The 21,670-nt window shown below is 63.7% G+C and carries 19 protein-coding genes and 1 pseudogene; 11 read left to right on the plus strand and 9 right to left on the minus strand.

The genetic code is table 11. The features are described from left to right. Positions 1–71 precede the first annotated feature (71 nt). From PD284_RS26735 to PD284_RS26755, 5 genes are all read right to left on the minus strand, one after another. Positions 72–929 carry an ABC transporter ATP-binding protein gene (locus tag PD284_RS26735; RefSeq protein ID WP_274631380.1) on the minus strand — a complete coding sequence of 286 codons (858 nt, stop codon included), beginning with the start codon at positions 927–929 and terminating at the stop codon, positions 72–74. Beyond that, complete coding sequence (locus tag PD284_RS26740) at positions 926–1,918, minus strand: ABC transporter ATP-binding protein (protein ID WP_274631381.1); 993 nt, start codon at positions 1,916–1,918, stop codon at positions 926–928. Before PD284_RS26740 ends, PD284_RS26735 begins: the two co-directional genes overlap by 4 nt. Continuing rightward, a complete protein-coding gene (locus tag PD284_RS26745; protein ID WP_274631382.1) occupies positions 1,915–2,808 on the minus strand; it encodes an ABC transporter permease in 894 nt (297 codons plus the stop codon). Before PD284_RS26745 ends, PD284_RS26740 begins: the two co-directional genes overlap by 4 nt. After that, on the minus strand, positions 2,808–3,725 hold the full coding sequence (locus tag PD284_RS26750; protein WP_274631383.1) for an ABC transporter permease: 918 nt from the start codon (positions 3,723–3,725) through the stop codon (positions 2,808–2,810). The genes PD284_RS26745 and PD284_RS26750 overlap by 1 nt, the downstream gene beginning before the upstream one ends. Before the next feature lie 184 nt (positions 3,726–3,909). Beyond that, positions 3,910–5,106, minus strand: a complete 1,197-nt coding sequence (locus PD284_RS26755) for an ROK family transcriptional regulator (RefSeq protein ID WP_274631384.1) — start codon at positions 5,104–5,106, stop codon at positions 3,910–3,912. Positions 5,107–5,351: 245 nt separating this feature from the next. Between PD284_RS26755 and PD284_RS26760 the strand changes: the two genes are divergently transcribed. Genes PD284_RS26760 through PD284_RS26770 form a run of 3 tightly spaced genes read left to right on the plus strand, consistent with a single transcriptional unit; the run spans position 5,352 to position 8,800 of the window. Then, entirely contained in the window at positions 5,352–6,458 is a 1,107-nt protein-coding gene (locus PD284_RS26760) for a Gfo/Idh/MocA family protein (protein WP_274631385.1), read from the plus strand. 43 nt (positions 6,459–6,501) lie between these two features. Then, positions 6,502–7,311 (plus strand): SDR family oxidoreductase, encoded by an 810-nt coding sequence (locus PD284_RS26765; protein ID WP_274631386.1) that lies wholly within the window; start codon positions 6,502–6,504, stop codon positions 7,309–7,311. Positions 7,312–7,369: 58 nt separating this feature from the next. Then, positions 7,370–8,800 (plus strand): amidase, encoded by a 1,431-nt coding sequence (locus PD284_RS26770; RefSeq protein WP_274631387.1) that lies wholly within the window; start codon positions 7,370–7,372, stop codon positions 8,798–8,800. Positions 8,801–8,893: 93 nt separating this feature from the next. Here PD284_RS26770 and PD284_RS26775 read toward each other — a convergent pair whose 3' ends face one another. Both PD284_RS26775 and PD284_RS26780 read right to left on the minus strand, forming a co-directional pair. After that, on the minus strand, positions 8,894–9,511 hold the full coding sequence (locus PD284_RS26775) for a cupin domain-containing protein (protein WP_274631388.1): 618 nt from the start codon (positions 9,509–9,511) through the stop codon (positions 8,894–8,896). A 49-nt stretch (positions 9,512–9,560) separates the two neighbouring features. Then, positions 9,561–9,914, minus strand: coding sequence for a CBS domain-containing protein (locus PD284_RS26780; protein ID WP_274631389.1), 354 nt, complete (start codon positions 9,912–9,914; stop codon positions 9,561–9,563). Between the two features lie 91 nt (positions 9,915–10,005). Between PD284_RS26780 and PD284_RS26785 the strand changes: the two genes are divergently transcribed. From PD284_RS26785 to otsB, 7 genes and pseudogenes are all read left to right on the plus strand, one after another. Further along, on the plus strand, positions 10,006–11,685 hold the full coding sequence (locus PD284_RS26785) for a winged helix-turn-helix domain-containing tetratricopeptide repeat protein (protein ID WP_274631390.1): 1,680 nt from the start codon (positions 10,006–10,008) through the stop codon (positions 11,683–11,685). A gap of 111 nt (positions 11,686–11,796) precedes the next feature. Continuing rightward, on the plus strand, positions 11,797–12,087 hold the full coding sequence (locus tag PD284_RS26790) for a WGR domain-containing protein (RefSeq protein ID WP_274631391.1): 291 nt from the start codon (positions 11,797–11,799) through the stop codon (positions 12,085–12,087). Between the two features lie 203 nt (positions 12,088–12,290). Further along, positions 12,291–13,049 (plus strand): annotated as a pseudogene (locus PD284_RS26795) (coenzyme F420 hydrogenase/dehydrogenase beta subunit N-terminal domain-containing protein); the annotation flags it as partial. A gap of 730 nt (positions 13,050–13,779) precedes the next feature. Continuing rightward, on the plus strand, positions 13,780–14,859 hold the full coding sequence (locus tag PD284_RS26800) for a glycosyltransferase family 4 protein (protein ID WP_274631411.1): 1,080 nt from the start codon (positions 13,780–13,782) through the stop codon (positions 14,857–14,859). Between the two features lie 27 nt (positions 14,860–14,886). Next, positions 14,887–17,061, plus strand: coding sequence for an amylo-alpha-1,6-glucosidase (locus PD284_RS26805; protein WP_274631392.1), 2,175 nt, complete (start codon positions 14,887–14,889; stop codon positions 17,059–17,061). Next, positions 17,058–18,599, plus strand: a complete 1,542-nt coding sequence (locus PD284_RS26810) for an alpha,alpha-trehalose-phosphate synthase (UDP-forming) (RefSeq protein ID WP_274631393.1) — start codon at positions 17,058–17,060, stop codon at positions 18,597–18,599. Before PD284_RS26805 ends, PD284_RS26810 begins: the two co-directional genes overlap by 4 nt. After that, the gene (otsB, locus tag PD284_RS26815; RefSeq protein ID WP_274631394.1) at positions 18,599–19,363 is read left to right on the plus strand and encodes a trehalose-phosphatase; all 765 of its coding nucleotides are present in this window, start codon (positions 18,599–18,601) and stop codon (positions 19,361–19,363) included. The genes PD284_RS26810 and otsB overlap by 1 nt, the downstream gene beginning before the upstream one ends. A 171-nt stretch (positions 19,364–19,534) precedes the next feature. On the opposite strand, the gene PD284_RS26820 is transcribed toward otsB, so the two are convergent. Together PD284_RS26820 and PD284_RS26825 are read right to left on the minus strand one after the other, a co-directional pair. Beyond that, on the minus strand, positions 19,535–19,873 hold the full coding sequence (locus tag PD284_RS26820) for a hypothetical protein (protein ID WP_274631395.1): 339 nt from the start codon (positions 19,871–19,873) through the stop codon (positions 19,535–19,537). A gap of 209 nt (positions 19,874–20,082) precedes the next feature. After that, positions 20,083–20,319 (minus strand): hypothetical protein, encoded by a 237-nt coding sequence (locus PD284_RS26825; protein WP_274631396.1) that lies wholly within the window; start codon positions 20,317–20,319, stop codon positions 20,083–20,085. A gap of 200 nt (positions 20,320–20,519) precedes the next feature. On the opposite strand from PD284_RS26825, the gene PD284_RS26830 reads away from it, so the two are divergent. Further along, positions 20,520–20,735: a hypothetical protein gene (locus PD284_RS26830; RefSeq protein WP_274631397.1), complete on the plus strand. Its 216-nt coding sequence runs from the start codon at positions 20,520–20,522 to the stop codon at positions 20,733–20,735. Positions 20,736–21,670 lie beyond the last annotated feature (935 nt).

The raw sequence follows: 21,670 nt of genomic DNA on the forward strand, positions 1-21,670 counted from the left end.
GATGTTGGACCGGCAAGCATGAGCGGATGGGGTCTGACCGCAAATGAGCCGCCCTGCGGCCCTTCGTTCGATCACCCCTGCCTCGTCTGGCCGAGGCTTGGCTGCGCTCTGTCGATTTCCGGGATCCCGGCGCCTGGCGCGATGTCCAGCGCCGAGGCGAGCAGCCGCCTTGTGTAGTCATGGGCCGGCGCGCGCATGATCTGCGCTGAAGGCCCCTCCTCAACGATTTCACCGAAGAACATCACCGCGACGCGGTCGGCCAGAAACTGCACCACCTGCAGGTTGTGGCTGATAAGGATCAGCGACAGGCCGGCGGAATGCCGTAGTTCGTTGAGCAGGTTCAGGATCTGGGCCTGCACGGACACGTCGAGCGCGGAGGTAGGCTCGTCGCAGATCAGGATGCGTGGCTCCAGCGCCAGGGCACGTGCGATCGCCACCCGCTGGCGCTGGCCGCCCGAAAGCTGGTTGGGGTAGCTGGAGAGCGCGCGCCGTGGCAGACCGACCGCGTCGATGACCTCGGCCACACGTTTCCGACGACCTGCTGCATCGGAGATGGCGTGCACATAAAGCGGGCGTTCCACCGCGCTCTCGACGGTCTCCCGCGGATTGAGCGACGAGTAGGGATCCTGGAACACCGGCTGCAATACACGGGCCACGCCGCGGCGTGACAGACCCGATATGGGCTTGCCGTCGAGCAGCACCTCGCCTGAACTCGGCGCTTCGAGACCCAGCAGCATGCGTGAAAGCGTGGACTTTCCGCAGCCGCTTTCGCCGATGAGACCCAGCGCTTCGTTCTCTGCCAGCTGGATCGATACGCCCTTCACTGCGTCGATCGTGCGCTGTTTGCCGAAGATGCCAGAGGTGACGTGATACGTCTTGGTCACGTCGCGTGCCTCGATCACGAGGGGACGCCGGCTGTGCTGGGTCATTCGGCCACCCTCGCGTGCACAGCGCGTATGCAGCGCACGCCGTGATCTGCATCCATCCGCAATTCGATACGGTCCGCATCGCAGCCGGGGCCAGCCTCGGAGCAGCGATCCCTGAAGGTGCAGCCGCGCAGTTCGCCGATCAGGCTGGGCACCGTGCCGGGGATGACCTGCAGCGGCGCACCGCGCGCCGTCGCTCCGACGGAGGGCAAACAGCCCAACAGCCCGCGTGCATAGGGATGGAGGGGGTCGGCGAAGAACGTGCCGGTCGGCGCCGTTTCCACCACCTGGCCGCCATACATGACCACGATCCGGTCGGCGACACGCGATGCCACCGCCAGATCGTGCGTGATCAAAAGCAGCGCCAGCCCGAAGCGGTCCTTGAGATCGATGAGCAGTCGCAGGATCTGTGCCTGGATGGTGACGTCCAGCGCCGTCGTCGGTTCGTCGGCAATGATCAGGGCCGGCTCGCACATCAACGCCATGGCGATCACAACGCGCTGACGAAGCCCGCCCGAGAGATGATGCGGGTATTGGTCCATCCGCTCGGCGGGACTCGGCACGCCCACCTGTCCGAGCATGTCGATGGCGCGCGCGCGGGCATCGCCGCGCTGCCCGGGACGATGACGCCTGAACACCTCCATCAGTTGCTCGCCGATGGTCAGCGAGGGGTTCAGTGCGGTCAGCGGCTCCTGGAAGATGACGCCGATGCGGTCCCCGCGAATGTCGCGAAGACGCTTCTCGCTGGCGGTCAGAAGGTCTTCCCCGAGGAAGGAGAGGCTAGCGGCCTGTCGCTCGGCTCCGCGCGGCAAGAGGTTGAGGATCGCCATTGCCGACATCGATTTGCCGCATCCGCTCTCGCCGACGATGCAGACGGTCTCGCCACGGCCGACGTCGAAGGAAACGTCGCGCACGGCATGAACCTTGCCAAGGCGATGCGGCAGGGTGACACTCATGTCGCGCACGCTGAGGACGGGGTCGCGGGCGCTCATCGTCCCTTGGCCTCCGGATCGGTGACGTCGCGGATGCCGTCGCCCAGCAGGTTCACCGCCAGCACGAGCAGCATCATTGCCAGGCCGGGCAAGGTGATCAGATAGGGCGAGAACAGGATATACTGCTTGCCCTCCGCGATCATCAGGCCCCAGTCGGGGAGCGGCGGCTGGACGCCAAGGCCCAGGAAGGACAGCGCGGCGGCGATCAGCACGGCATTGGCCAGTTCCACCGTCGCGATAACGATGATCTGGTTGGAGATGTTGGGCAGAATATCGCGTCGGATGATGGTCGCGTCAGAGCATCCGACTGCGAAGGCGGCGGTCACGAACTCCCGATTGCGCAACTGCAAGGTCGTCGCCCGCGCCACCACGGCAAACCGGTCCCAGAGAAGCAGACCCAGCACCAATACCAGCAGCAGGAGCGACGGGCCGGCGATAAAGGCGATCGCCAGCGCGATCAGGACGGCCGGCAGCGCCAGCCGCACCATGATGAGGAAGCGCACGACGAAATCGACGCGGCCGCCATAGAACCCCGCAAGCACGCCCATCGCGGTTCCAAGGACGCCGGCGACGAGGATCGTCGAGAAGCCGATCATCAGCGAAATGCGGCCGCCCCAAAGCAGGCGCGCGAGGTAGTCACGGCCAAGATGGTCGGTACCGAGGGGGTGCTCCATCGTCCCCCCGCTCCACACCGGAGGCCGCAGGCGCTTGACCAGACTTTGATCGAAGGCGTCGTTGGGCACGAGATACGGCCCGACCAGCGCGGCGAATACAATGAGGATGAACAGGCCGCCACCGATCGTGACGCCGGTGTTCGAGAGCCATCGGCGCACATTCTGCGTGAATGTAACCCGAGCGAACTCGACTGGAGATGCTTGTTCGATAGACATTACTGATCCCTCAGCCGGGGGTCGAGGAATGCGTGCAGCATGTCGCTGACGAAGGTGAGGATGCAGTAGATGACACCGAGCACCATCACGGTCGCCTGGACGACCGGGAAATCAGCCCGGTTGATCGATTCCCAGGCGAGGTAGCCGAGCCCCTGGATGCCAAAGACCGTTTCCAGCACGACCGAGCCGCCGATCAGGGCGCCCAGTTGGACGGCTGCGATGGCCACGACTGGAATGAGCGCATTGCGCAGGGCATGCTTGACTACGACCGACAGCGGTTGCAGCCCTTTGGCGCGCGCGGTGCGGATGTAGTCCGCGCGCAGCGCGTCGATCATGCCCGAGCGCGTCAGGCGCATGATCGTGGGCATGGTCGCAATGGCAAGCACCAGTGTCGGCAGCACGAGATGTTGCCACGTTTCCGAGCCGGAAACCGGCAAGATCCCAAGGGTGAGGCCGAAGAAGATGATGAGCAGCAGCCCGAGCCAGAATGGCGGCATCGCCTGGCCGAGCACGGCGACGGCGAGCACGGCGCGATCCAGAAGGCCATTGGGGCGAAGCGCTGACAGCGTGCCTAGCGGCAGTCCGATCAGGATGGCGGCGCCGAGGCCGAGCGCGCCGAGGCCGAGCGTGATGGGCAAGCGCTGGGCGATAAGCGTGGAAACGTCCTCGGGAAAGAAAAGCGAGCGCCCAAGATCGCCTTGGAGCGCCTTCCAGGCCCAGTCCAGGTATTGGACGATCAGCGAACGATCCAGTCCATAGGCGGCCCGGATGCGCTCGACATCCTCCGCAAGCGCCTCGGCGCCGGCGATCCGCAGCGCCAGGTCCCCCGAGGCGCGCAGCAGCACGAAGCCGACAACCGATACCGCGATCATGACGGCCAGCGACAACGCGAACTGTCTGATGACGTACCGAGCCACCCGCACTCCCCCTTTTTTGCTGAAAATCGAGCAGGTATCTAAATTTGTCAATGACCCAGACTAATTTTCGCTGCATGTTCGCGCCAGAGGCGTAGAACTGGCCCTTTTCCGGCCTACGAACACTGCAGTTGTTCAACAACCAGAAGCGGAGAAACTCGCCTGACTGCGATCCTGTGGGAATTCTTCAGGGCCGTGGGCGCAATGGGTACGGCGCAAGCGGCGTTCCAAACAGCTGGCCACAGGTGAGCTCGATGCCAGCGCCGAGGGCTCCGATGAGCTGAGCGCGCGGACCGAGCGTGGCCGACTCGATGCGCATGACGATCGGCGAGCAGCGCGGCAGGAATCGTCGAACACGCTCGATCATCGCTGGATGAACCCCGATCTGGCCGCCCATGATCAGCAGCTCGGGGTCGAGAATGGCGGCGATCGACGCAACAGCAAGTGCAACGAGACGCGCCGTTTCCTCTACCACCATGTCGGCAGCGACCGAGCCTTCATCAAGCGCCGCGAAGATGTCGCGAACACTTGCCCCGGTTGCGCCGCCATAGCCCTCGAACTTGCGCACCATGGCAGCTGCGCCGACCTCCGCTTCCAGCGTGCCGACCGCAAAGTTGCGCGGGTCGAAGGGATTTGCGCCGATTGGCAGAAACGCGATCTCGCCGATCGCGCCGCGCCGTCCCTTCACGAGCTTTCCATCGATCACCGCGCCCATGCCGATGCCGGCGCCATGGCCTATGAACACGAAATTGTCGACGTTTCGGGCCCCGCCCCGCCAGCGCTCGCCACGCGTCGCCATGTCGACGGCGTTCTCGATGAACAGCGGCAGCTGAAGCCTTTCGCTCAGGATTCCCGCGAAGTCGATGTCGGCAACGCCAGAGATGTTCGAGGCGGCAAGAATTGCCCCGGTGCTCTGCTGATGTATGCCGGAGACGGCGATCACCCCCATTCGCACACTCCGGCGGTTGACGCCCGAGCGCGCGAACATACGGCCCACGAGGGTAGAAATCTGGTCGATGACATAGATGCCGCCGCGGCGGTCGGTCTCCTCTACGTCTTCGACGATCACGTTGCCGTTCAGGGCTGCGACCGCCACGCGCAGAGTGACCCCGCCAAGGTCGACCCCCAGCACGTAGCAGGCACTCTCCTGGAATTCATAAATGACCGCCCGTCGGCCGACCGAGCCGGTTTCCTGGCCGCTTTCTCGCAGCCACCCTTCGGCAACGAGATCGCGCACGACCTCTGACATCGTCTGTTTCGACAAGCCGGTGATCTCGGCAAGCCGGGCCCGGGTAATCGAGCCGCGCTCAAGAAACGCGTCGATGACTGCCTGCACGGACAGTTGCCTCGCAACGGGTGTGTTCGTCTCCTGCCGTCTGGCCATCGCCTTTACCGGATACATAGTGAGGGTCGCTGACTTAATTGAAAGCCACGCTTCTGCAGCTAGGGTATATCAGTCTCTTCGCCCCGCTGATAAGCTATCCAAACCGCTCCGATTTTGCCAATCCAAAGAATGCGCGACGATCCAACCTCTCAACCCGCAGCTGCTCGGCAGCCAATTCGTCTGGGTTCTTGACAAATAAAAATGGCACCGTCTATCCTCCATGGCTCGCGGCGGGGGATCATGCGATGTCGGGCGAACTCAGTGTTCTGGTTGTAGGCCTCGGCCACATGGGGATGTCGCACGCGCTCGCCTATGAGCGACTGGATGGATACCGTCTGGCCGGTCTGTGCGCCCGCGGAATCGCCTCCCGCAACGACCTGCCGGAGCGGTGGAGCGACATCCCCCGCTTTGCCGACTATCACGAGGCGCTGACCGCCCTCTCGCCGGACGTGGTGGCCATCTGCACCTGGCCGAATACGCATGCGGATTATGCGATCGCCGCTTTCAAGGCAGGCGCCCATGTCTTCCTCGAAAAGCCGATCTCCCAGACCGTCGAGGAGGCGGAAAGGGTGGTTGCTGCGGCGACGGCGGCGAACCGGAAATTGCTTGTGGGCATCTCGGCGCCTCACAGCCCGATGTGGATCAGGCTTGCGGAGGTGATCAAGACCCTGGGCAAGCCGCTGGTCATGCGCATGAACCTCAACCAGCAGTCCATCGGACCCGCCTGGAACTGGCACAAGGATCTCATGGCGTCGTCTTCACCGGTGGTCGACTGCGGCGTCCACTATGTAGACTTCATGTGCGCGGTGACGGGCTCGCAGCCGGTTCGCGTTCATGCGATAGGCGCGCGGCTCAGCGACGAGATCGCGTCCGACATGTACAACTACGGCCAGTTGCAGGTCGTCTTCGAGGACGGGTCCGTGGGCTGGTACGAAGCAGGATGGGGGCCAATGATGAGCCAGACGGCCTTCATCGTGAAGGACTTCATGGGTCCGAAAGGGTCGGTGAGCGTCCTTGCGCCGGATATCGTGGACCCGACACCGGCGGGCGCGATGACTGCCACGTCCTCCGACATCCACACCCATTCCAAGATCAGGCCGTTGCGTCTGCACCGTTCGGAAATCGGGCCGGAGAACAGGCTTGTCCACGGCGACGAGGACATCGACATTCCGGAGCAGCTCGACCACACCCAACTGTGCGAACGCAAGCAGGCATTCCTGCTCGACGCGATCGTCAACGACCGCGATCTCTCCGACCATATGCGCCGTGCCGTCGACAGCATGCGCATCGTGATGGCGGCCGACGAGAGCATCCGCACGGGCAAGGTCATCGAATTCGGGCCGAGCAACTAGGCGAAGCCGGAGCTTTGGCCTCCTCTGGTAGAGTGGAAAACGCATGAACATCCATGGCAGCGCGGCGACAATGCCGCGGCAGACAGGCAGGCTGGCCGGCCGGATCGCGATTGTGGTCGGGGCGGGACGTGGCATCGGGGCGGCGATTGCCGAACGCTTTGGCGACGACGGCGCGACTGTGGTCGTCGCAGACCGCGATCTCCCACTTGCCGAGGCCACCGCCGAACGCATTGCGCAGACCGGACGCGCGCATGCGATGCATATCGACATCGGGAGCGGAGAAGCCGCGGACAAGCTTGTGGCGGCCGCGGTCGAGCGTTTCGGCCGGCTCGATATCCTGGTGCAGAACGCCGCCATCTATCCGTGGTCGCTCATCCACGACATCTCGGTTGAGGAGTGGGACGCCGTGCTGGGAGTGAACCTGCGCAGCGCATTCCTGACCGCGCGAGCCGCGCTGGAGCCGATGAAGCGCAACGGCGGCGGCCGGCTGATATTCATCTCGTCGATCACAGGACCGCGGGTATCCAGCCCTGGCCATGCGCACTATTCCGCCAGCAAGGCGGGCATCAACGGCTTCATCAAGACAGCAGCGCTCGAATTCGCCTCATGCGGCATCACCGTGAACGCGGTCGAGCCCGGCAACATCCTCACCGAGGGAATGAAGGCCGAGCGCACGCAGGATTTTATCGACAGCATGAAGGCGGCCGTCCCGCTCGGCCGGTTGGGGACGCCGATAGACGTCGCCAACGCCGTGGCCTTCCTGGCCTCGGACGAGGCAAGCTATATCACCGGTACGTCGATCATAGTCGATGGCGGGCAGGTGCTGCCGGAGACCAAGGATTTTCGCATCTGACACAGGCGCGCGGGATGAGCCGATCCCGCGCATTCATACGCATGCAGCGAGGGGCATGATGACTTCAGAACTGACTGATCTGACGGCGGTCGAAGTCGTCGGTTTGCTGAGGCGGGAAGAGGTCTCGCCGCTCGACCTGCTGGATGCGGTGGAGCGGCGCGTCGCGCAGGTAGACCCGCTCGTCAATGCGCTGCCGACGCTTTGCTTCGACAGGGCGCGCGACCATGCCCGGCACATCATGAGCACGCCGGCTGGGGAACGCGGCATCCTCGCGGGCCTGCCGCTGCCCATCAAGGATCTGGCCGAAGTGGCGGGCGTGCGAACGACGCATGGCTCGCCGATCTACAGGGACAATGTCCCGCAACGGTCGGACATCGTCGTCAAGACCATTGAGGATCAGGGCGGCGTGGTCTTTGCCAAGTCGAACGTCCCGGAGTTCGGCGCAGGCGGAAACACCTTCAACGAGGTATTTGGCGCCACGCTGAACCCGTGGGACCTGTCGCGGTCGGCATCCGGTTCGTCTGGCGGATCTGCCGCAGCGCTTGCCACGGGCATGGCATGGGTGGCGCATGGCAACGACATGGGCGGCTCGTTGCGCAATCCGGCCTCCTTCTGCGGGGTCGTCGGCATACGCCCGAGCCCCGGCCGCGTCGCACGCAATCCCGGCGTCCTCGTCGACAGTCTGCTCGGCGCCGAAGGTCCGATGGCGCGCAACATCGCCGACGCCGCGCTCCTGCTCGATGCGATGGCCGGCGAGAACCCATCCGATCCCCTTTCCCTGCCGCGGTTGCCGACCTCCTTCATCGATGCCGCGCTCTGTCCGCGCAAGCCACGGCGGGTTGCTTTCAGTACGGGTCTCGGCATCACGCCGGTCGACCCGGCCGTGGTCGCAGTCTGCCGCGCGGCCGCGGACAGGCTCACCCGCGCCGGAGTGGAGGTGGTCGACGCGCATCCCGATCTCAGGGAAGCGCACGACGTGTTCCAGACGCTGCGCGCCTATCAGTATGCCGCCTCCCACGGCCATAAGCTGCGCGACTTCCCGGAGTTGCTCAAGCCGGAGATGGTCTGGAACGTCGAGAAGGGACAGCGTCTGACGGCGGCGGAGATCATAGACGCACAGGAAAAGCGTGCCGCGATCATCGCGCGCACCGTCGCCTTCTTCGAGGACTACGATCTGCTCCTGACGCCGGCGACGATCGTTGCACCCTTCCCCGTTGAGCAGCGCTACGTGGAGGAGTGCGCGGGTCACAGGTTCGAAACCTATATCGACTGGCTGGCCATCGCCTATGCGATCACGCTGACCACGGCCCCCTGCCTGTCGATGCCTTGCGGCTTCACCCCGCAGGGTTTGCCAGTTGGCCTACAGGTGGTGGCGCGACCCCGCAACGAGCAGGGCCTGCTGTCGGCCGCGGCCTTCATCGAGGGCGAACTGGACGTGGCCCTGCGCAAGCCGATCTCACCGCAGCTAGGTCAGACCGCTATCGCGTGATTCCGGAAGGCGCGCAACACAACCCTTCGGCAATGGAGCGCGACGCAGCCTAGACCGGTCGGAGGGCCATGGTCGATACCTTGTCGAGCAGCGCTAGTCGAAGCTGGCCGGTGACGAGAACGGCCGGCCGGCGTCCACCACGAAGATCGCAAGTTCGTCGAGATCGGTCGTGCCGGCGCTGAACACCTCCATCGGCGTATCGGCCGCGTGTCCGACCATCGTCGTCCCGGCCTCGGCATAGGCGACGCCGTGAGGCGTTCTCTGGCCCAGCCTGCCGGCCAGCACATAGAAGGCCTCCGGGCCTGGATGTGTATGGATTGGCGTCTTGACGCCGGGCGCGCCGCCGGCGCGATTGACGCGCAGCAGATACTCGCTCGCCTCGAGCGGCGGAAGCGGACCGATCTCGGCGATCTTGGTCCCTCCGGCGGTGGACCCGCCCTTCGGCCCGAGCGTGAACAGCCAGACCTTTCCCGCGACCTCCGCGGCAAGAGAAGTCGGGGTTGCGGCGCCCTCGGCCTCGGACAGCGTCGGAAAATTCTCCAGCCGCCAGTATAAAGGTTCCACCGGCAGTTCCTTCACCCTCTTCTCGACCACCGGCTTGACGACGAATGTGCCGTCTGCCGACATCGCGGCTGGCGTCGAGAGCCCGAAGGCACCCAGCGAGAGCAAGAGCACGCCCATGCCGCGCGCGCGGCTGGATAGCAGCTTCATGGTGTTCCTCCTGTCGTTGCAACATGTCCTGGAGTGCGGTTCGCGGCGCTCACGAGGAACCGCGTGTGCCGCGCCGAACGACCGGCACGAAAAGGTACTTCACGGTGCGTTCCCGCATCAGCAGCAGCGCCTTCGACGTGTCCATGTCCGGGGTCGCGGCCGACCGGGTGCAGAGATAGAACGCATCGCTCGTGGTCAGGAAGATGCGTGGGTCGCCTTCGCTGAGCTGTTCCCTAAGGCTGGCGACATAGAATCCGTCAGGGTTGGCGCGGACGTCGTCGTCGTCGGCGACCTCATTGACATGGTCGGGGCCGCAAAGTTTCGCGACACGCGAATCCGCTGTCGCAACCGCTGGCGCTGCCAGAAGAAGAGCGAGCGCGATGAGAAGCCTGGTGCGTTTCATGTCGTCCTCCTTCCCAATCCGGTGCTGATGACGTCGCTTGGAAGCCACGTCCGAATTGGGTAAAATCCAGCCAGCGCGCCAGGAGGGTGAAATGTCCCGAAAGGCCCCTGAAATTGACCCGAAATCTGCTGAAACGGTCACGCTCCGCGGTTTCGTGTTCCTGCCCAAAAACAGAGAGCTCCGAACCGCTGAAGGCCGGGCGGTCGATCTTCGCTGCCAGTCAGCCGAGGTGCTCGCCGTGCTCGCGGCGCGGCCGGACGAGATCGTTTCAAAGGATGCCCTGATGCAGGCGGTCTGGCCGGACACCTTCGTGACCGACGACAGCCTTACTCAATGCATCGCCGACATTCGCCGCGCGCTGGGCGACGACGGGCACGTGATTGTGGAAACTCTCCCCAAGCGGGGCTACCGGCTGAATGTCGACGATCGGACGCGACAGACCGCGAACGCGGCAGTCGGCACGGAACGCGCCTGGCGACGAGCGCGGCCGCGCGCCTTCATTCCTGCCGCGCTCGCACTCGTGGCAGCAGCGATCGGCACATATTACGGGACCGGGATCTGGCGCACCGCGCCGGTTCGCCCGAGCGACATGCCCAGGATTGCGGTCCTTCCCTTCGAAGACCTCAGCGCGGGCGCGGACAAGGGATATCTCAGCGATGCCGTGGCCGAGGGGATCATCACCGAGCTGGCACGGAGCAAGACCTATGCCGTCATCGCCCGCAACTCCAGCTTCAAGTACCGTGACCAGCCGCTCGATGCGAGGCAGATCGGGAGCGAGCTCGGCGTCGACTATCTGCTCGAGGGCAGCCAGCAGAAGGTCGGAGATCGGCTGAAAGTGACCGCCCAGCTGCTGGACGCGCATGACGGATCGCACATCTGGGCCAACACCTACAACCGCGAGATCGGCGACCTTTTCGGTGTCCAGGAGCAGATCATACGCACGCTTGCGGATCGGGTCGGGCAGAGAATCGAACGCCCCTTGCCACAGGGCGACGCCGCGCAGGTCAGCGCGCTGCGCTACTATCTGATGGGAGGGATCGAGATACGGAATGACTTCTCTGCCGCGGGGAACAAGCAGCTGCGGCAGTTGAGCCTCAAGTCGCTCGAAGCGGATCCGAACGCCCAGTTCGGATATATCGGGATGGCCTGGTCCTACCGCAATGCCGCTGTGTTCGGGTGGCACGAGCCGGAGCAGACTTACGAAGAGGCGTTGAAGAGCGCCGCTGACTACGCCGACAAGGCCATCCTGCTTGCTCCGGACGACTCCGATTCGCAATTTGTCCGCGCCCAGATCCACTCGGAAGCCGGAGAAGTCGAGCAGGCCCTCGCGCGGTACGATCAGGCGATAGCCCTGAACCCGAGCGATTCGGATATCCTCGTCCACAGTGCCGGCCTGCTGCTGAATGTTGGCCGTACCGACGAAGCGATCGATCGGATCGAACGGGCCAAGGGCATCGATCCTTTCCACCCCGACTGGTTCCACTGGCAGATGGGCTGGGCCCTCTACGAAAAGAACGATTGCGGGGCTGCGCTGACGGCAATGCGGAAAATGTCCAGGATCCCGAACGGCGCGCACCGTATGCTGGCGGGCATCTATGCCTGCCTGGGGAACAAGGAGGAGGCCAAAAAAGCGCTGGCGGTGTTCCTGAAGGACTCCCCCCGCGATTCCATCCATGAGCAACGCAGGAAATGGTCGAAGAACTACACAGCTCCCGGAAGCCTCGATCGCTGGATCGAACACATGCGCTTCGCCGGTTTGCCGGAGGAGTGAGGGCCTGACCGACTGCCGCGCTGGTGGTTCCGTCACCTCGGCGCCGGTGCGGCTATCCGTGCTGGGCAACTCATCAGCACCGTGAATCGATCACCTCCAACGATTCACTGAATGCGTTGGACGCCACGCAACCCCACGGCGCATCATGGCGGCATGGGTAGAGACACCGACAGTTCCGTTCTGCTGCACCGTATCGACGACTCGAAAAACATGGCGCGGTTCTACGCAATGGAGGTGTCGCCGACCCTGTTCGGCGAGACCTGCGTGACCCGCAACTGGGGCCGTATCGGCACCCGTGGCCGCACGCGTCTCGATACCTTCGCGACGACGTCGGAAGCAGAGGCCGCCATGCTTCGCCTGCAGATCAAGAAGAGCCGGCGCGGCTACCGCCAACCGTCCTGACGCCGATGAAGTACAATTTGCGACGTCTCTTGCTCTGCTCTGCCGCTTGACCTTTGTCGGCCGCTCCTCGGCCCTAAGGGGTGTGGCTGCTCAACTCCCGGTCCGGCGGAACTGCGCGATGGCTTGCAGCAGCACCTTCGGATCGACGGGTTTCGTCAGCCGGGGGGGAATCCTGAAATTCCTCGGGGAACACCGAGGCGCTGTCATCCGGCGGAATGGTCAGCTGGATGGCGGCGGAACTGCTGCGTCGGCAACTGGTCGACGGTGTCGCCCATGTCGTTCCTTGCAATCCAAGCGTGGAGGGGCGCCTGTTCCGTTACACGATCTCGAGGAGTATCCCGGATGTGCGCGCAGGTGCCTGTTCGCGATACTATCCGGTCGAACTTTCCGAGGTGCTTCGCACCATCCGCACCACGCCCGGCCGCTACGCGATTGTCGGCATTCCCTGCTTCATCAAGGCCGTAAATCTGCTGCGCGCAGACATCGCCTTTGGCGACGCGTGGGTTGAGCCATATTCCTCGGACGGGCGGCGTGGCACCAATGTGGTCATCGTTCGCAACGCCGAACTCGGTGAACTCGTCACCGTCGCTCTCGGCGAGGGTCGGCTGGCGCTGCGCGAAGTGGGTCCGGGGTTCATTCGCCGGACACAGGCCGCCGGGCTGCGGCATCGGCGTGAAGGACTTGCCTATCGCCTTGCCTGGAAGCCGCCGGCGATTGTTCCCGTCAAGAGGAACCTCCAAATGGGCGCGCCGCTCCGTATGCGGCGCAAGCTCATCTATCGTACGCGCTACGCCATATCGCTCTGGAGCGGCCGGATCTTCCACCTTGCACAGGTGGCCCGGTCGCCGAAGCTCTATGTCTGGTGGGCGCGCATGGCTCTCCACCTGTATCAAGGTGTGACCTATTCGCGCGGCGCAATCGGTTGGCTATTTGACGCCGTGCTCAGGCCAGGCTCCCGATAGAGTTGGGGTGCCCGTGGCCCGCTTCGTCAGTTGAGGCGCAGCCAGCGGAACAAACAACGGCCGTTCTTGTTCGACGCTCAGATCAAGAACACGACGATGTTGTCCGCCTCAAGAAACGGTTTTCCCTGGACGCCATCGGAGGTTCGCCGCCTCAGGGAGCTGGCCTCAGCGGAAAGACGTGCTCGCAGATTGCGGCGGCGCTGCGACGCACGGGAACCGGCATCAAATCCAAAGCATCGGCGCTTGGCGTAGACCTCACCTCGACACGCAAACGTCGCCTACCGTCGCGCAAACCTGACGGGTGATCCGCCCCGATGGCGTCTTGCGCGCCGCCACGTGCCAGCAAAGGCAGGAACCGCGATCTTGGAAGGTGGTCCCGTTCTCATCGCTGCATGGCGGTTGTCGGCGGAAGCTACGCCTTGCAGGAACCATGATGGAAACCGCGCGTTTCAAATCTGGATCAGGAACCATGAACTTGCTTTTTAACCTCATACGCTCAGTGACGCCTTCCCGCTTACCGCGCAGGCGGGACTTGGAACGCCAGCGACGGGCGACAAGGTCCGAACTTCGCGGGGCGGCGGCCGTATTGCAGGCAAACCCGGATGAAGGGTGGCGCGCCTGCGTCGAGAAGAATCTCTACGGAGCCAACACGCTGGACTACACCGTCCAGCCGCGCACCGAGGAGCAAGCACCGCACGGAAGGTGCGAGCGTACCTAGATGCCTCACAAATTGCGCATCGCCCAGGTTGCCCCGCTATACGAGGCGGTGCCGCCCCGGCTGTACGGGGGTACGGAGCGTATCGTCTCCTATCTTACCGAGGAACTCGTACGCCGCGGCCATGACGTTACTCTGTTTGCCTCGGGCGACTCCGTCACGTCGGCCAAGCTGGTGGCAGGCAGGGATCTCTCGCTCCGCCTCGATCCTGATCCCCTGCAGTCGGCGATCGCTGCCCATTTGACCATGCTGCACAAGCTGCGCGAGCAAGCTCACAGCTTTGACATCCTGCATTTTCACCTTGGCCACTTCCTGCACTTTCCCGTCTTCGAGCAGTTCTCGGACAAGACGCTGACGACACAACACGGCCGCCTCGACTACCGCGACCTGCCTGACGCGTTCGCATGCTGGCCGACCTATTCACTGAACTCGATCTCGTTCAGCCAAAGGACGCCGCTCTCCAGCGCCAACTGGATAGCCAACGTCTATCATGGCCTGCCGTTGGCAAAGTACCCGCCGACGACACCAGCGCCTGGCGGGAAACCCTATCTCGCGTTTTTGGGCCGGATCTCGAAAGAGAAGCGGCCAGACCGCGCTGTCGAAATTGCGCGGCGTTGCGGGATGAAGCTCAAGATCGCCGCGAAGGTTGATATCGAGGATCGGGCCTATTTCGAACGCGAGATAGAAAGGCTGATCGACGGTGTGAACGTCGAGTATGTCGGTGAAGTCGACGAGGCCGGGAAGCGGGATCTCCTCTCCAACGCCACGGCGCTGCTGTTTCCCATCGACTGGCCGGAACCGTTCGGCCTCGTCGTGATCGAAGCGATGGCATGCGGATTGCCCGTCATCGCCTGGCCGAACGGCTCGATGCCCGAGATCATTGACGAGGGCGTGACCGGTTTCCTGGTTTCGTCGGTTGAGGAGGCTATCGCGAAAGTTGGCGAAGCGGCGCTGCTAGACCGGAACCAGATCCGCGAGGTCTTCGAGGAGCGGTTCTCCGTGAGCCGCATGACTGATTGCTACGAAGCAATCTACCGCAAGCTGGACGCGCGGCAATCCGTGCGGCGCAGCTATGCCGCAATGCAGGACGCGTGAAGTCCGATCACAGTTAGGAGCGGCAACGTGACCGGCGCCCAAGGCAATCACGAACAAAAATTGGATCCCGCGATCGCATTGTCTGCCCTCGATGGCGCAACGCCGCGGGAGCCCCATCGGCAGTTCGCGCTCAAGCATGAGGATTGCTTTGTCGTTGCCGACGCCCACGGCGACATTCGGGGCGCGGGCGACGGCTTCTTCCGCGACGACACACGCATGCTATCGCTGCTGCGCCTCTACGTGGACGGACACGTTCCTTCGCTCTTGGGCGCATCGCTCTCGCAAGATAACATTCTGTTTCGGGCGCATCTTTCGAACCGGACCAGCGGAGCGAGCGAAGACGCCTCCGCACCTCCCGGCACGGTGCATATCAGCCGCACCCGGCTCCTTTGGGAGAACCGTCTCTACGAGCAGCTCGACATCACCAATTACTGGACCCACCCCATTTCGATGCCGCTGCGCATCGAATTCGGAGCCGATTTTCGCGATATGTTCGAGGTGCGAGGCTCGAGCCGAGCGAGGCGTGGCAGATCGCATGACGCCGAGCTGTCTGAGGATGCCGTGGTCTATCGCTATGTCGGGCTGGATGACCGCGAACGCCAGGCGGCGCTCACCTTTTCGCAACCGCCGCATTCGCTGACGGCCAGCAGCGCGGAGTTCGCCTGCCAGATCGCGCCCCATGAGCGTTGCAGACTGCATATCGAGGTGGGCGAGTTGGCGGAGCGGCCTTGCAGAGAGCGTTTCCGAAGCGCCGCCGCACGGGCACGGTGGACCGTCCGCGCGAAACACCGCCACGGTGCGACCGTTGCCAGCTCAGGTCGCGTGTTCAACGATTGGCTCACCCGCGCCCGCTCCGACATCGCGCTGCTCACCACCACGCTGGAGACGGGGCCGTATCCCTATGCCGGCATCCCGTGGTTCTCCACCGCCTTCGGCCGGGACGGAGTGATAACCGCCATTGAGCTGCTGTGGCTCAATCCGGCGCTCGCATTGGGCGTGCTCGCCTTCCTCGCCCAGCACCAAGCGACGGAAGTGTCGGCCTTCAGCGATTCCGAGCCCGGCAAGATCATGCACGAGACCCGCAAGGGCGAGATGGCGATCCTGAAGGAGCTGCCCTTCGGGCGCTACTATGGCGGCGTCGACACAACACCTCTCTATGTCGATCTGGCCTGCGCCTATGCCGAGAGGACAGGGGATCTAGCCACCATTGATCGTCTCTGGCCGTCGCTTCAAGCTGCCGCCAGCTGGATGGAGGAGGTCGGCAAGCGACATCCCGACGGCTTCATCACCTACAAGCGCGGGGCGGAAACCGGATTGGCGAACCAGGGCTGGAAGGACAGCTGGGACTCGATCTCCCATGCCGATGGCCGCATTCCTCCCGGGCCGATCGCGCTGGTTGAAGTTCAAGGCTACGCCTACAGCGCCTTTGTCGGCCTTGCAGCGCTTGCTGAACGCCGCGAACAGACCGAGCTCGCCGAACATTGGCGCGGATTGGCTGAACGCCTGAGGCGTGGCGTCGAAGAGCGCTTCTGGCTGGAAGATCTCGGCACCTACGCGCTGGCTATCGACGGCGAGGGCGAGCCCTGTGCAGTGCGGGCGTCGAATGCAGGGCATCTCCTGTATGTCGGCCTGCCCTCCCCCGAGCGCGCAGCACGCGTGATCGAGAACCTCGTCAGTCCTCGGTTCTTCACCGGCTGGGGTATCCGGACGCTGGCCGACGTCGAGGTGGCCTTCAACCCGATGTCATATCACAACGGCTCTGTGTGGCCGCATGACACTGCGGTGACGGCAGCGGGGATAGCACGCTACGGAGCACGGCAGGAAGTCGTGCAGCTTTTGAGCGGCATGTTCGAGGCGGCGGTGAACTTTCAGATGCGGCTGCCCGAGCTTTTCTGCGGGTTTGAACGCCGTCCGGGAGAGGCGCCGATTTCATATCCGGTTGCCTGCCTGCCCCAGGCATGGTCGGCTGGATCGGCCTTTATGCTGATCCAGGCTTGCCTCGGCCTGCGCGTCGACGGCTGGACCAACGAGATCCAGATCGAGAGACCGCGGCTGCCGATGGGTATCGACAATCTTTCGATACGCCGGCTGCCGGTCGGCGATGTCGCCGTAGATCTTCACTTCCAGCGCGTCGGCGACCGCATCGTCTGCTATCTCGACCAACGGCACGAGGGGCTGGTGCCCCTGCTGGTGCGCTCATGATCGACGATGTGCTCATCCAATGGTCGCCTGAGACCTTGCGCGCAGTGCTCGCGGACGATCTGGAGCAGGCCGAGTTGATGGTCGTGTCCAATCGCGAGCCTTATGCCCACGAGTGGGTAAATGATCGCGTCGAACTGCAGATGCCCGCGAGTGGGTTGGTGTCGGCGCTGGATCCGGTGATGCGCGCATTCGCGGGCACATGGATCGCCTATGGCGGCGGCTCGGCGGACCGGGAGGCCGTCGATTCTTCAGATTGCCTGGGCGTGCCGCCGCACGATCCGCACTATCGGCTGCGGCGGGTCTGGCTCACCAAGCAGCAACATGACGGCCACTATTCAGGCTTGTCCAACGAAGGGCTCTGGCCTCTTTGCCACATCGCCTTCGCGAGGCCGACCTTCAGGGCCAGCGACTGGGATGCGTATCGAGAGGTCAATCGCCGGTTTGCGGCGGTCGTCGCCGAAGAAGCGGAGACGGCAAATCCCGTCGTGTTGGTGCAGGATTATCATTTCTCCCTGTTGCCGGGCATGATCCGCGATCTCATGCCCGCGGCCACCATTCTAACCTTCTGGCACATACCCTGGCCGAATGCCGAGCAGTTCGGGGTGTGCCCATGGCACAAGCAAATTCTTGACGGGCTGCTCGGATCCTCGATCGTGGGCTTCCACACCGGGCTTCATTGCAGCAACTTTCTCGACTGTGTGGACCGGTTCGTCGAATGCCGGATCGATCGGCAGGCCGGCACGATTCACCGGGAAGGCCACACCACCTCCGTCAATGCGTATCCGATATCGATTCCCTGGCCGGCTCAGGCGGAACACCTTTCCCGGTCCACGGCGCGCGAGCTGGTCGGTCGGCGCTACGACATCCCAGATCGGATAAAACTGATCGCCGGCGTCGAACGGCTGGACTACACAAAAGGCATCATCGAGCGCTTGCGGGCCGTGGAGACGCTCCTGGAAAGCCGCCCGGAATGGATCGGTCGCATTGTCATGGCTCAGGTCGCTTCGCCAAGCCGATCCAATCTGCCCGCCTACCAACGGCTCAGACGCGAATGCACCGAACTCGTGGATTGCATCAACGCCCGCTACGGAAGGGGAGCCTACCGGCCGGTCCTGTGGTTGGAGCGCCACCATAGTCGTGCCGCCGTCGATGAGCTGCTTGCAGCGGCCGATATCTGCGTTGTCTCCAGCTTGCATGACGGCATGAACCTCGTCGCCAAGGAATTCGTAGCTGCGCGCCATGAGGATGAGGGCGTCCTGATACTCAGTCCGTTCACCGGGGCGTCGCAGGAACTCGTCGATGCCCTATTGGTCAACCCTTACGACACCGTCGACATGGCCGAGGCGATGCACCGCGCGCTGACGATGCCTCCAGAAGAACAGGCCGAGCGGATGCGCTCGATGCGAGAGGTCGTCCGGAGCAACAACGTCTACCGCTGGGCCGGGCGGATGCTGCTGGATGCGGTTCAAGCGCGCCGGAGAAACGGGCATGCCTCAAATGGGCAGGCACAGAATGGAACATCCGTTTGGGGGAGTTGATGGAGACGCTGGATCTGACATCTGTTGCCCGCGCCGACCTGGCGCTGTTCCTCGACATCGATGGAACGCTCATCGAGCATCAATCCCACCCCACGGGAGCAAAGCCCGATAGCGAACTGCTCGACCTCTTGCAGGGCGCACATCGCCAGTTGGGCGGGGCGCTGGCGCTGGTGACAGGCCGCTCGATCGAGATGGTGGATGCCATGTTTGAGCCGCTGGAGTTGCCGGTGGCCGGAATTTACGGCTTGGAGCACAGGCTCCGCCCCGGCGAGCCGGCTACCTATGCGGCGGAGCCCCCGGACCTTGCGGCCGTCGCGGATGCGCTGCACCAGGAATTCCACACTGTCGAGGGCATCTACTTCGAACGGAAAGGCCCCGTGTTGGCCGTCCACACGCGCGCTGCGCCTGCAGCTTTTGCCTCTGTGAAGCAGGCTGCGGAAGCCGCTCTGAGCCGGCTGTCGGAGGGCTACCGCATCGTCGCCGGGAATGCAGGCCTTGAGTTTGTCCCCATCGACGCGTTGAAGAGTGCGGCCATACACCGTTTCCTCGGTATCGCGCCCTTCGCAGGGCGCCGCCCGGTCTTCTTCGGCGACGACATCTCCGATGAGAGCGGATTCGAGTTCGTCAACGCGCATGGCGGGATTTCGGTACGGGTCGCTCCAAAGGGAACGACGGCGGCGAGCTTCGTCGTGAACACGGTGGCCGAAGTTCGACGGCTTCTTCACGCCATCGCTTATCCCAAAAGTCCGACATCACCCCGGTGAGAAGCAACGAGGTCAGGCGAGAGTGCCAATCTCGGTGGCCTTTTCGCCACCCTCCATGGTCGGGCAGACGATTCCATCGGGGATCGGAATTTTGGGATCTCGCGATAGCGCTTGCTTGAGCCTAGGCCAGCGCAATCATTTGAAGCCCGCCAAGCTGCGGCCGCGCCTTTGTCACTCCGCGCAGGCTTCCTCCTGGGCTTTGGCCGCTGCGGTCTTGTCGCCGTGCTGTTGCGCTTCGATGTCCTGCTGGGAGGTGGCCAGATCCTTGTTGCCGCCGCCTTCCTGGTTAGCTAACGGCATTGTGTTGCCATCCTTTGCGACAGGGTTACCCGCTTTTGCTTGCGTGTCCGGGGTTTCCAAGGGGGCGTGGGTTCCGTCCTTGGCGATGCCGGCAGTTCTGTTCGGATCCACGTTGCCGCTGGCACTTGTGTCGTTCGGGCATGCAGCTATGGCGGTTCCGGCGGACAGTGACATTGCGGCGGCGATGAACATGGCGCACATGGGTTTCATCTCTGGAATTCCTTCAATCCATTCTGAGGAAGCGGCCCGTTGACGGCATTCGAGGGGAAGCGTTCCTTCAGGCTTGCCATCGTTGAGCCGGGCGCCTCCGGAGAATTGGCAACTGACGAACGCCCGCAAGGTTCCGAACAATCGTGGGCGGTCTTGAAATGAGGAACTGCGAGATCGGAAGCACGCTTGGATAGGGGGCAGGAGAAGGCTTAGACTTCGTCGAAGAGCCCTCCCTCCTTTCCTGGATTGCGTGAGATGGTCTCCTCCTCCGCATCGTCCGGCAGGGCTTGATCGCTATCCTGATACGGATTGTCGTCGTCTTCCTCGGGCAGAACGTCGGCGTGCTCCGTGGGGCGCAGTACACCGCCAGGCGGCAGGTTCTCCACCTCTTCCTGTTCGACAGGCGTCTCGGCCGGTGATGGTTCGCCCCTTGGAACTGTCGGCATGGCCCTATCCTCGATTCATCCATTGAACTGGGGGTTAGAACTCCAGCACCGCTTGAACGTTCCCTCGAAGGGCTGGAGGCGCTGTGCGCGCCTCGGGCAGTGTCCGGTCGCCGCCGCGCTTGCCTCTCTCCTGCCTGCACCCGTGTGGCGCCAGGAACATTCGGTGCGCCGCAGGTTTGGGTTCCGAACGGAGCCTCGTGATGCCTCACAACAACATGCGCGAGCGATTGCGGGCCGCCTCGGGCGATGAGCATGGCGTCGAGCACTTTGGCGAACCCCGGCTGCGTTCGGCCGTCCATCCTTCGGCGCGCGAGAGATTGCTGGCGGAGTTGAGTTCGGCCGGTATGATCCTGCTGATCTTAATCGCCCTCATGGTCGTTCTGAGCGTCGCGTCGGTCGCGATGCGCAATTTCTAGTCATTGAGAGCGAGCGAGAGCGGCGCCTCGATGAATTTCAGCGCCGCTTCATCTGCCCATGGAACTTCGAGAGGCCGGCAGGGTTACCAGACGAATGACAGTGGATGAACCCGTTCCACCCAACCTGACCGCGTTGGCACTGCTGCTGGACGTGGCGCTGAGCCGTCGCCTGCGCAGGCTCTCTTGCAAGACGCGCCTTTGTTCCTACAACGCCATAGAGCGCTGCGGGAAGCTTACCATTGAGATCCGCGAACTCCGACAACAAGCGCCGAACGGGCTCTGCCCAGCCGAGCCCGGTCTCAGCGCGGGGACCAGCAACCGTGAATTTTCCGGGGTAGGCTCAATGAATGGTGGGGATGCCCTTCTTGGCTCCAAGGTGCTCTCCAGTCCACCCTTTCCCCTGGTGCGGCGAAGGTCGCCCCGCACCACGGGGCAACCTTTATCGCTCGCCAGGGTTAGCGTCGCACAGCAGCGGAGATAGCCATGCCAGGCAAGAACAGACGAGAGTCCGGCGCCCGCGCCTTGAAAAAGAATCCGCAACCGCGCCGACCCGATCCTACCCATACCGGCGACCGCGGTGACGAGCCAAAGAAGCCTTTTGGCCTCACACGGCCGGCAAATGAGACTGAAGACAAGACGAGAACATCGGACGGTGTTCGGCCGCGGCTCGACTAACCTTGCTTCCAGCACTTTGAGAGCCGATCGCCGCAGTTCCCATCGGCCGTCCACAGATTCCAAGAGGGGACACCCCCCTTTTGCACGGGAACCTTTTCCCGGAAAGCCGGCCTCCATCAGGCGGCCGTCGCCGAGCCCCGATCTGGCGGCCCCCTCTCGTCGGGTCGGCGTCTCCCTGTTTATCAGGTTTGGCGGTCGCGGGGGCCTGCCGACGCGTGCCTCTCTTTTGAATTCACCTCCATGCCGCCGTTCCGGCCGAG

It is taken from the genome of Mesorhizobium shangrilense (assembly GCF_028826155.1).
Taxonomy (GTDB): domain Bacteria; phylum Pseudomonadota; class Alphaproteobacteria; order Rhizobiales; family Rhizobiaceae; genus Arvimicrobium; species Arvimicrobium flavum.

Coding starts and splice junctions, on each gene's coding strand:
- PD284_RS26765 (WP_274631386.1), top strand. CDS start 6,502: ATGAACATCCATGGCAGCGCGGCGACAATGCCGCGGCAGACAGGCAGG.
- PD284_RS26760 (WP_274631385.1), top strand. CDS start 5,352: ATGTCGGGCGAACTCAGTGTTCTGGTTGTAGGCCTCGGCCACATGGGG.
- otsB (WP_274631394.1), top strand. CDS start 18,599: ATGGAGACGCTGGATCTGACATCTGTTGCCCGCGCCGACCTGGCGCTG.
- PD284_RS26740 (WP_274631381.1), bottom strand. CDS start 1,918: ATGAGCGCCCGCGACCCCGTCCTCAGCGTGCGCGACATGAGTGTCACC.
- PD284_RS26745 (WP_274631382.1), bottom strand. CDS start 2,808: ATGTCTATCGAACAAGCATCTCCAGTCGAGTTCGCTCGGGTTACATTC.
- PD284_RS26820 (WP_274631395.1), bottom strand. CDS start 19,873: ATGAAACCCATGTGCGCCATGTTCATCGCCGCCGCAATGTCACTGTCC.
- PD284_RS26790 (WP_274631391.1), top strand. CDS start 11,797: ATGCGTTGGACGCCACGCAACCCCACGGCGCATCATGGCGGCATGGGT.
- PD284_RS26810 (WP_274631393.1), top strand. CDS start 17,058: ATGATCGACGATGTGCTCATCCAATGGTCGCCTGAGACCTTGCGCGCA.
- PD284_RS26775 (WP_274631388.1), bottom strand. CDS start 9,511: ATGAAGCTGCTATCCAGCCGCGCGCGCGGCATGGGCGTGCTCTTGCTC.
- PD284_RS26780 (WP_274631389.1), bottom strand. CDS start 9,914: ATGAAACGCACCAGGCTTCTCATCGCGCTCGCTCTTCTTCTGGCAGCG.
- PD284_RS26755 (WP_274631384.1), bottom strand. CDS start 5,106: ATGGCCAGACGGCAGGAGACGAACACACCCGTTGCGAGGCAACTGTCC.
- PD284_RS26785 (WP_274631390.1), top strand. CDS start 10,006: ATGTCCCGAAAGGCCCCTGAAATTGACCCGAAATCTGCTGAAACGGTC.
- PD284_RS26825 (WP_274631396.1), bottom strand. CDS start 20,319: ATGCCGACAGTTCCAAGGGGCGAACCATCACCGGCCGAGACGCCTGTC.
- PD284_RS26735 (WP_274631380.1), bottom strand. CDS start 929: ATGACCCAGCACAGCCGGCGTCCCCTCGTGATCGAGGCACGCGACGTG.
- PD284_RS26830 (WP_274631397.1), top strand. CDS start 20,520: ATGCCTCACAACAACATGCGCGAGCGATTGCGGGCCGCCTCGGGCGAT.
- PD284_RS26770 (WP_274631387.1), top strand. CDS start 7,370: ATGACTTCAGAACTGACTGATCTGACGGCGGTCGAAGTCGTCGGTTTG.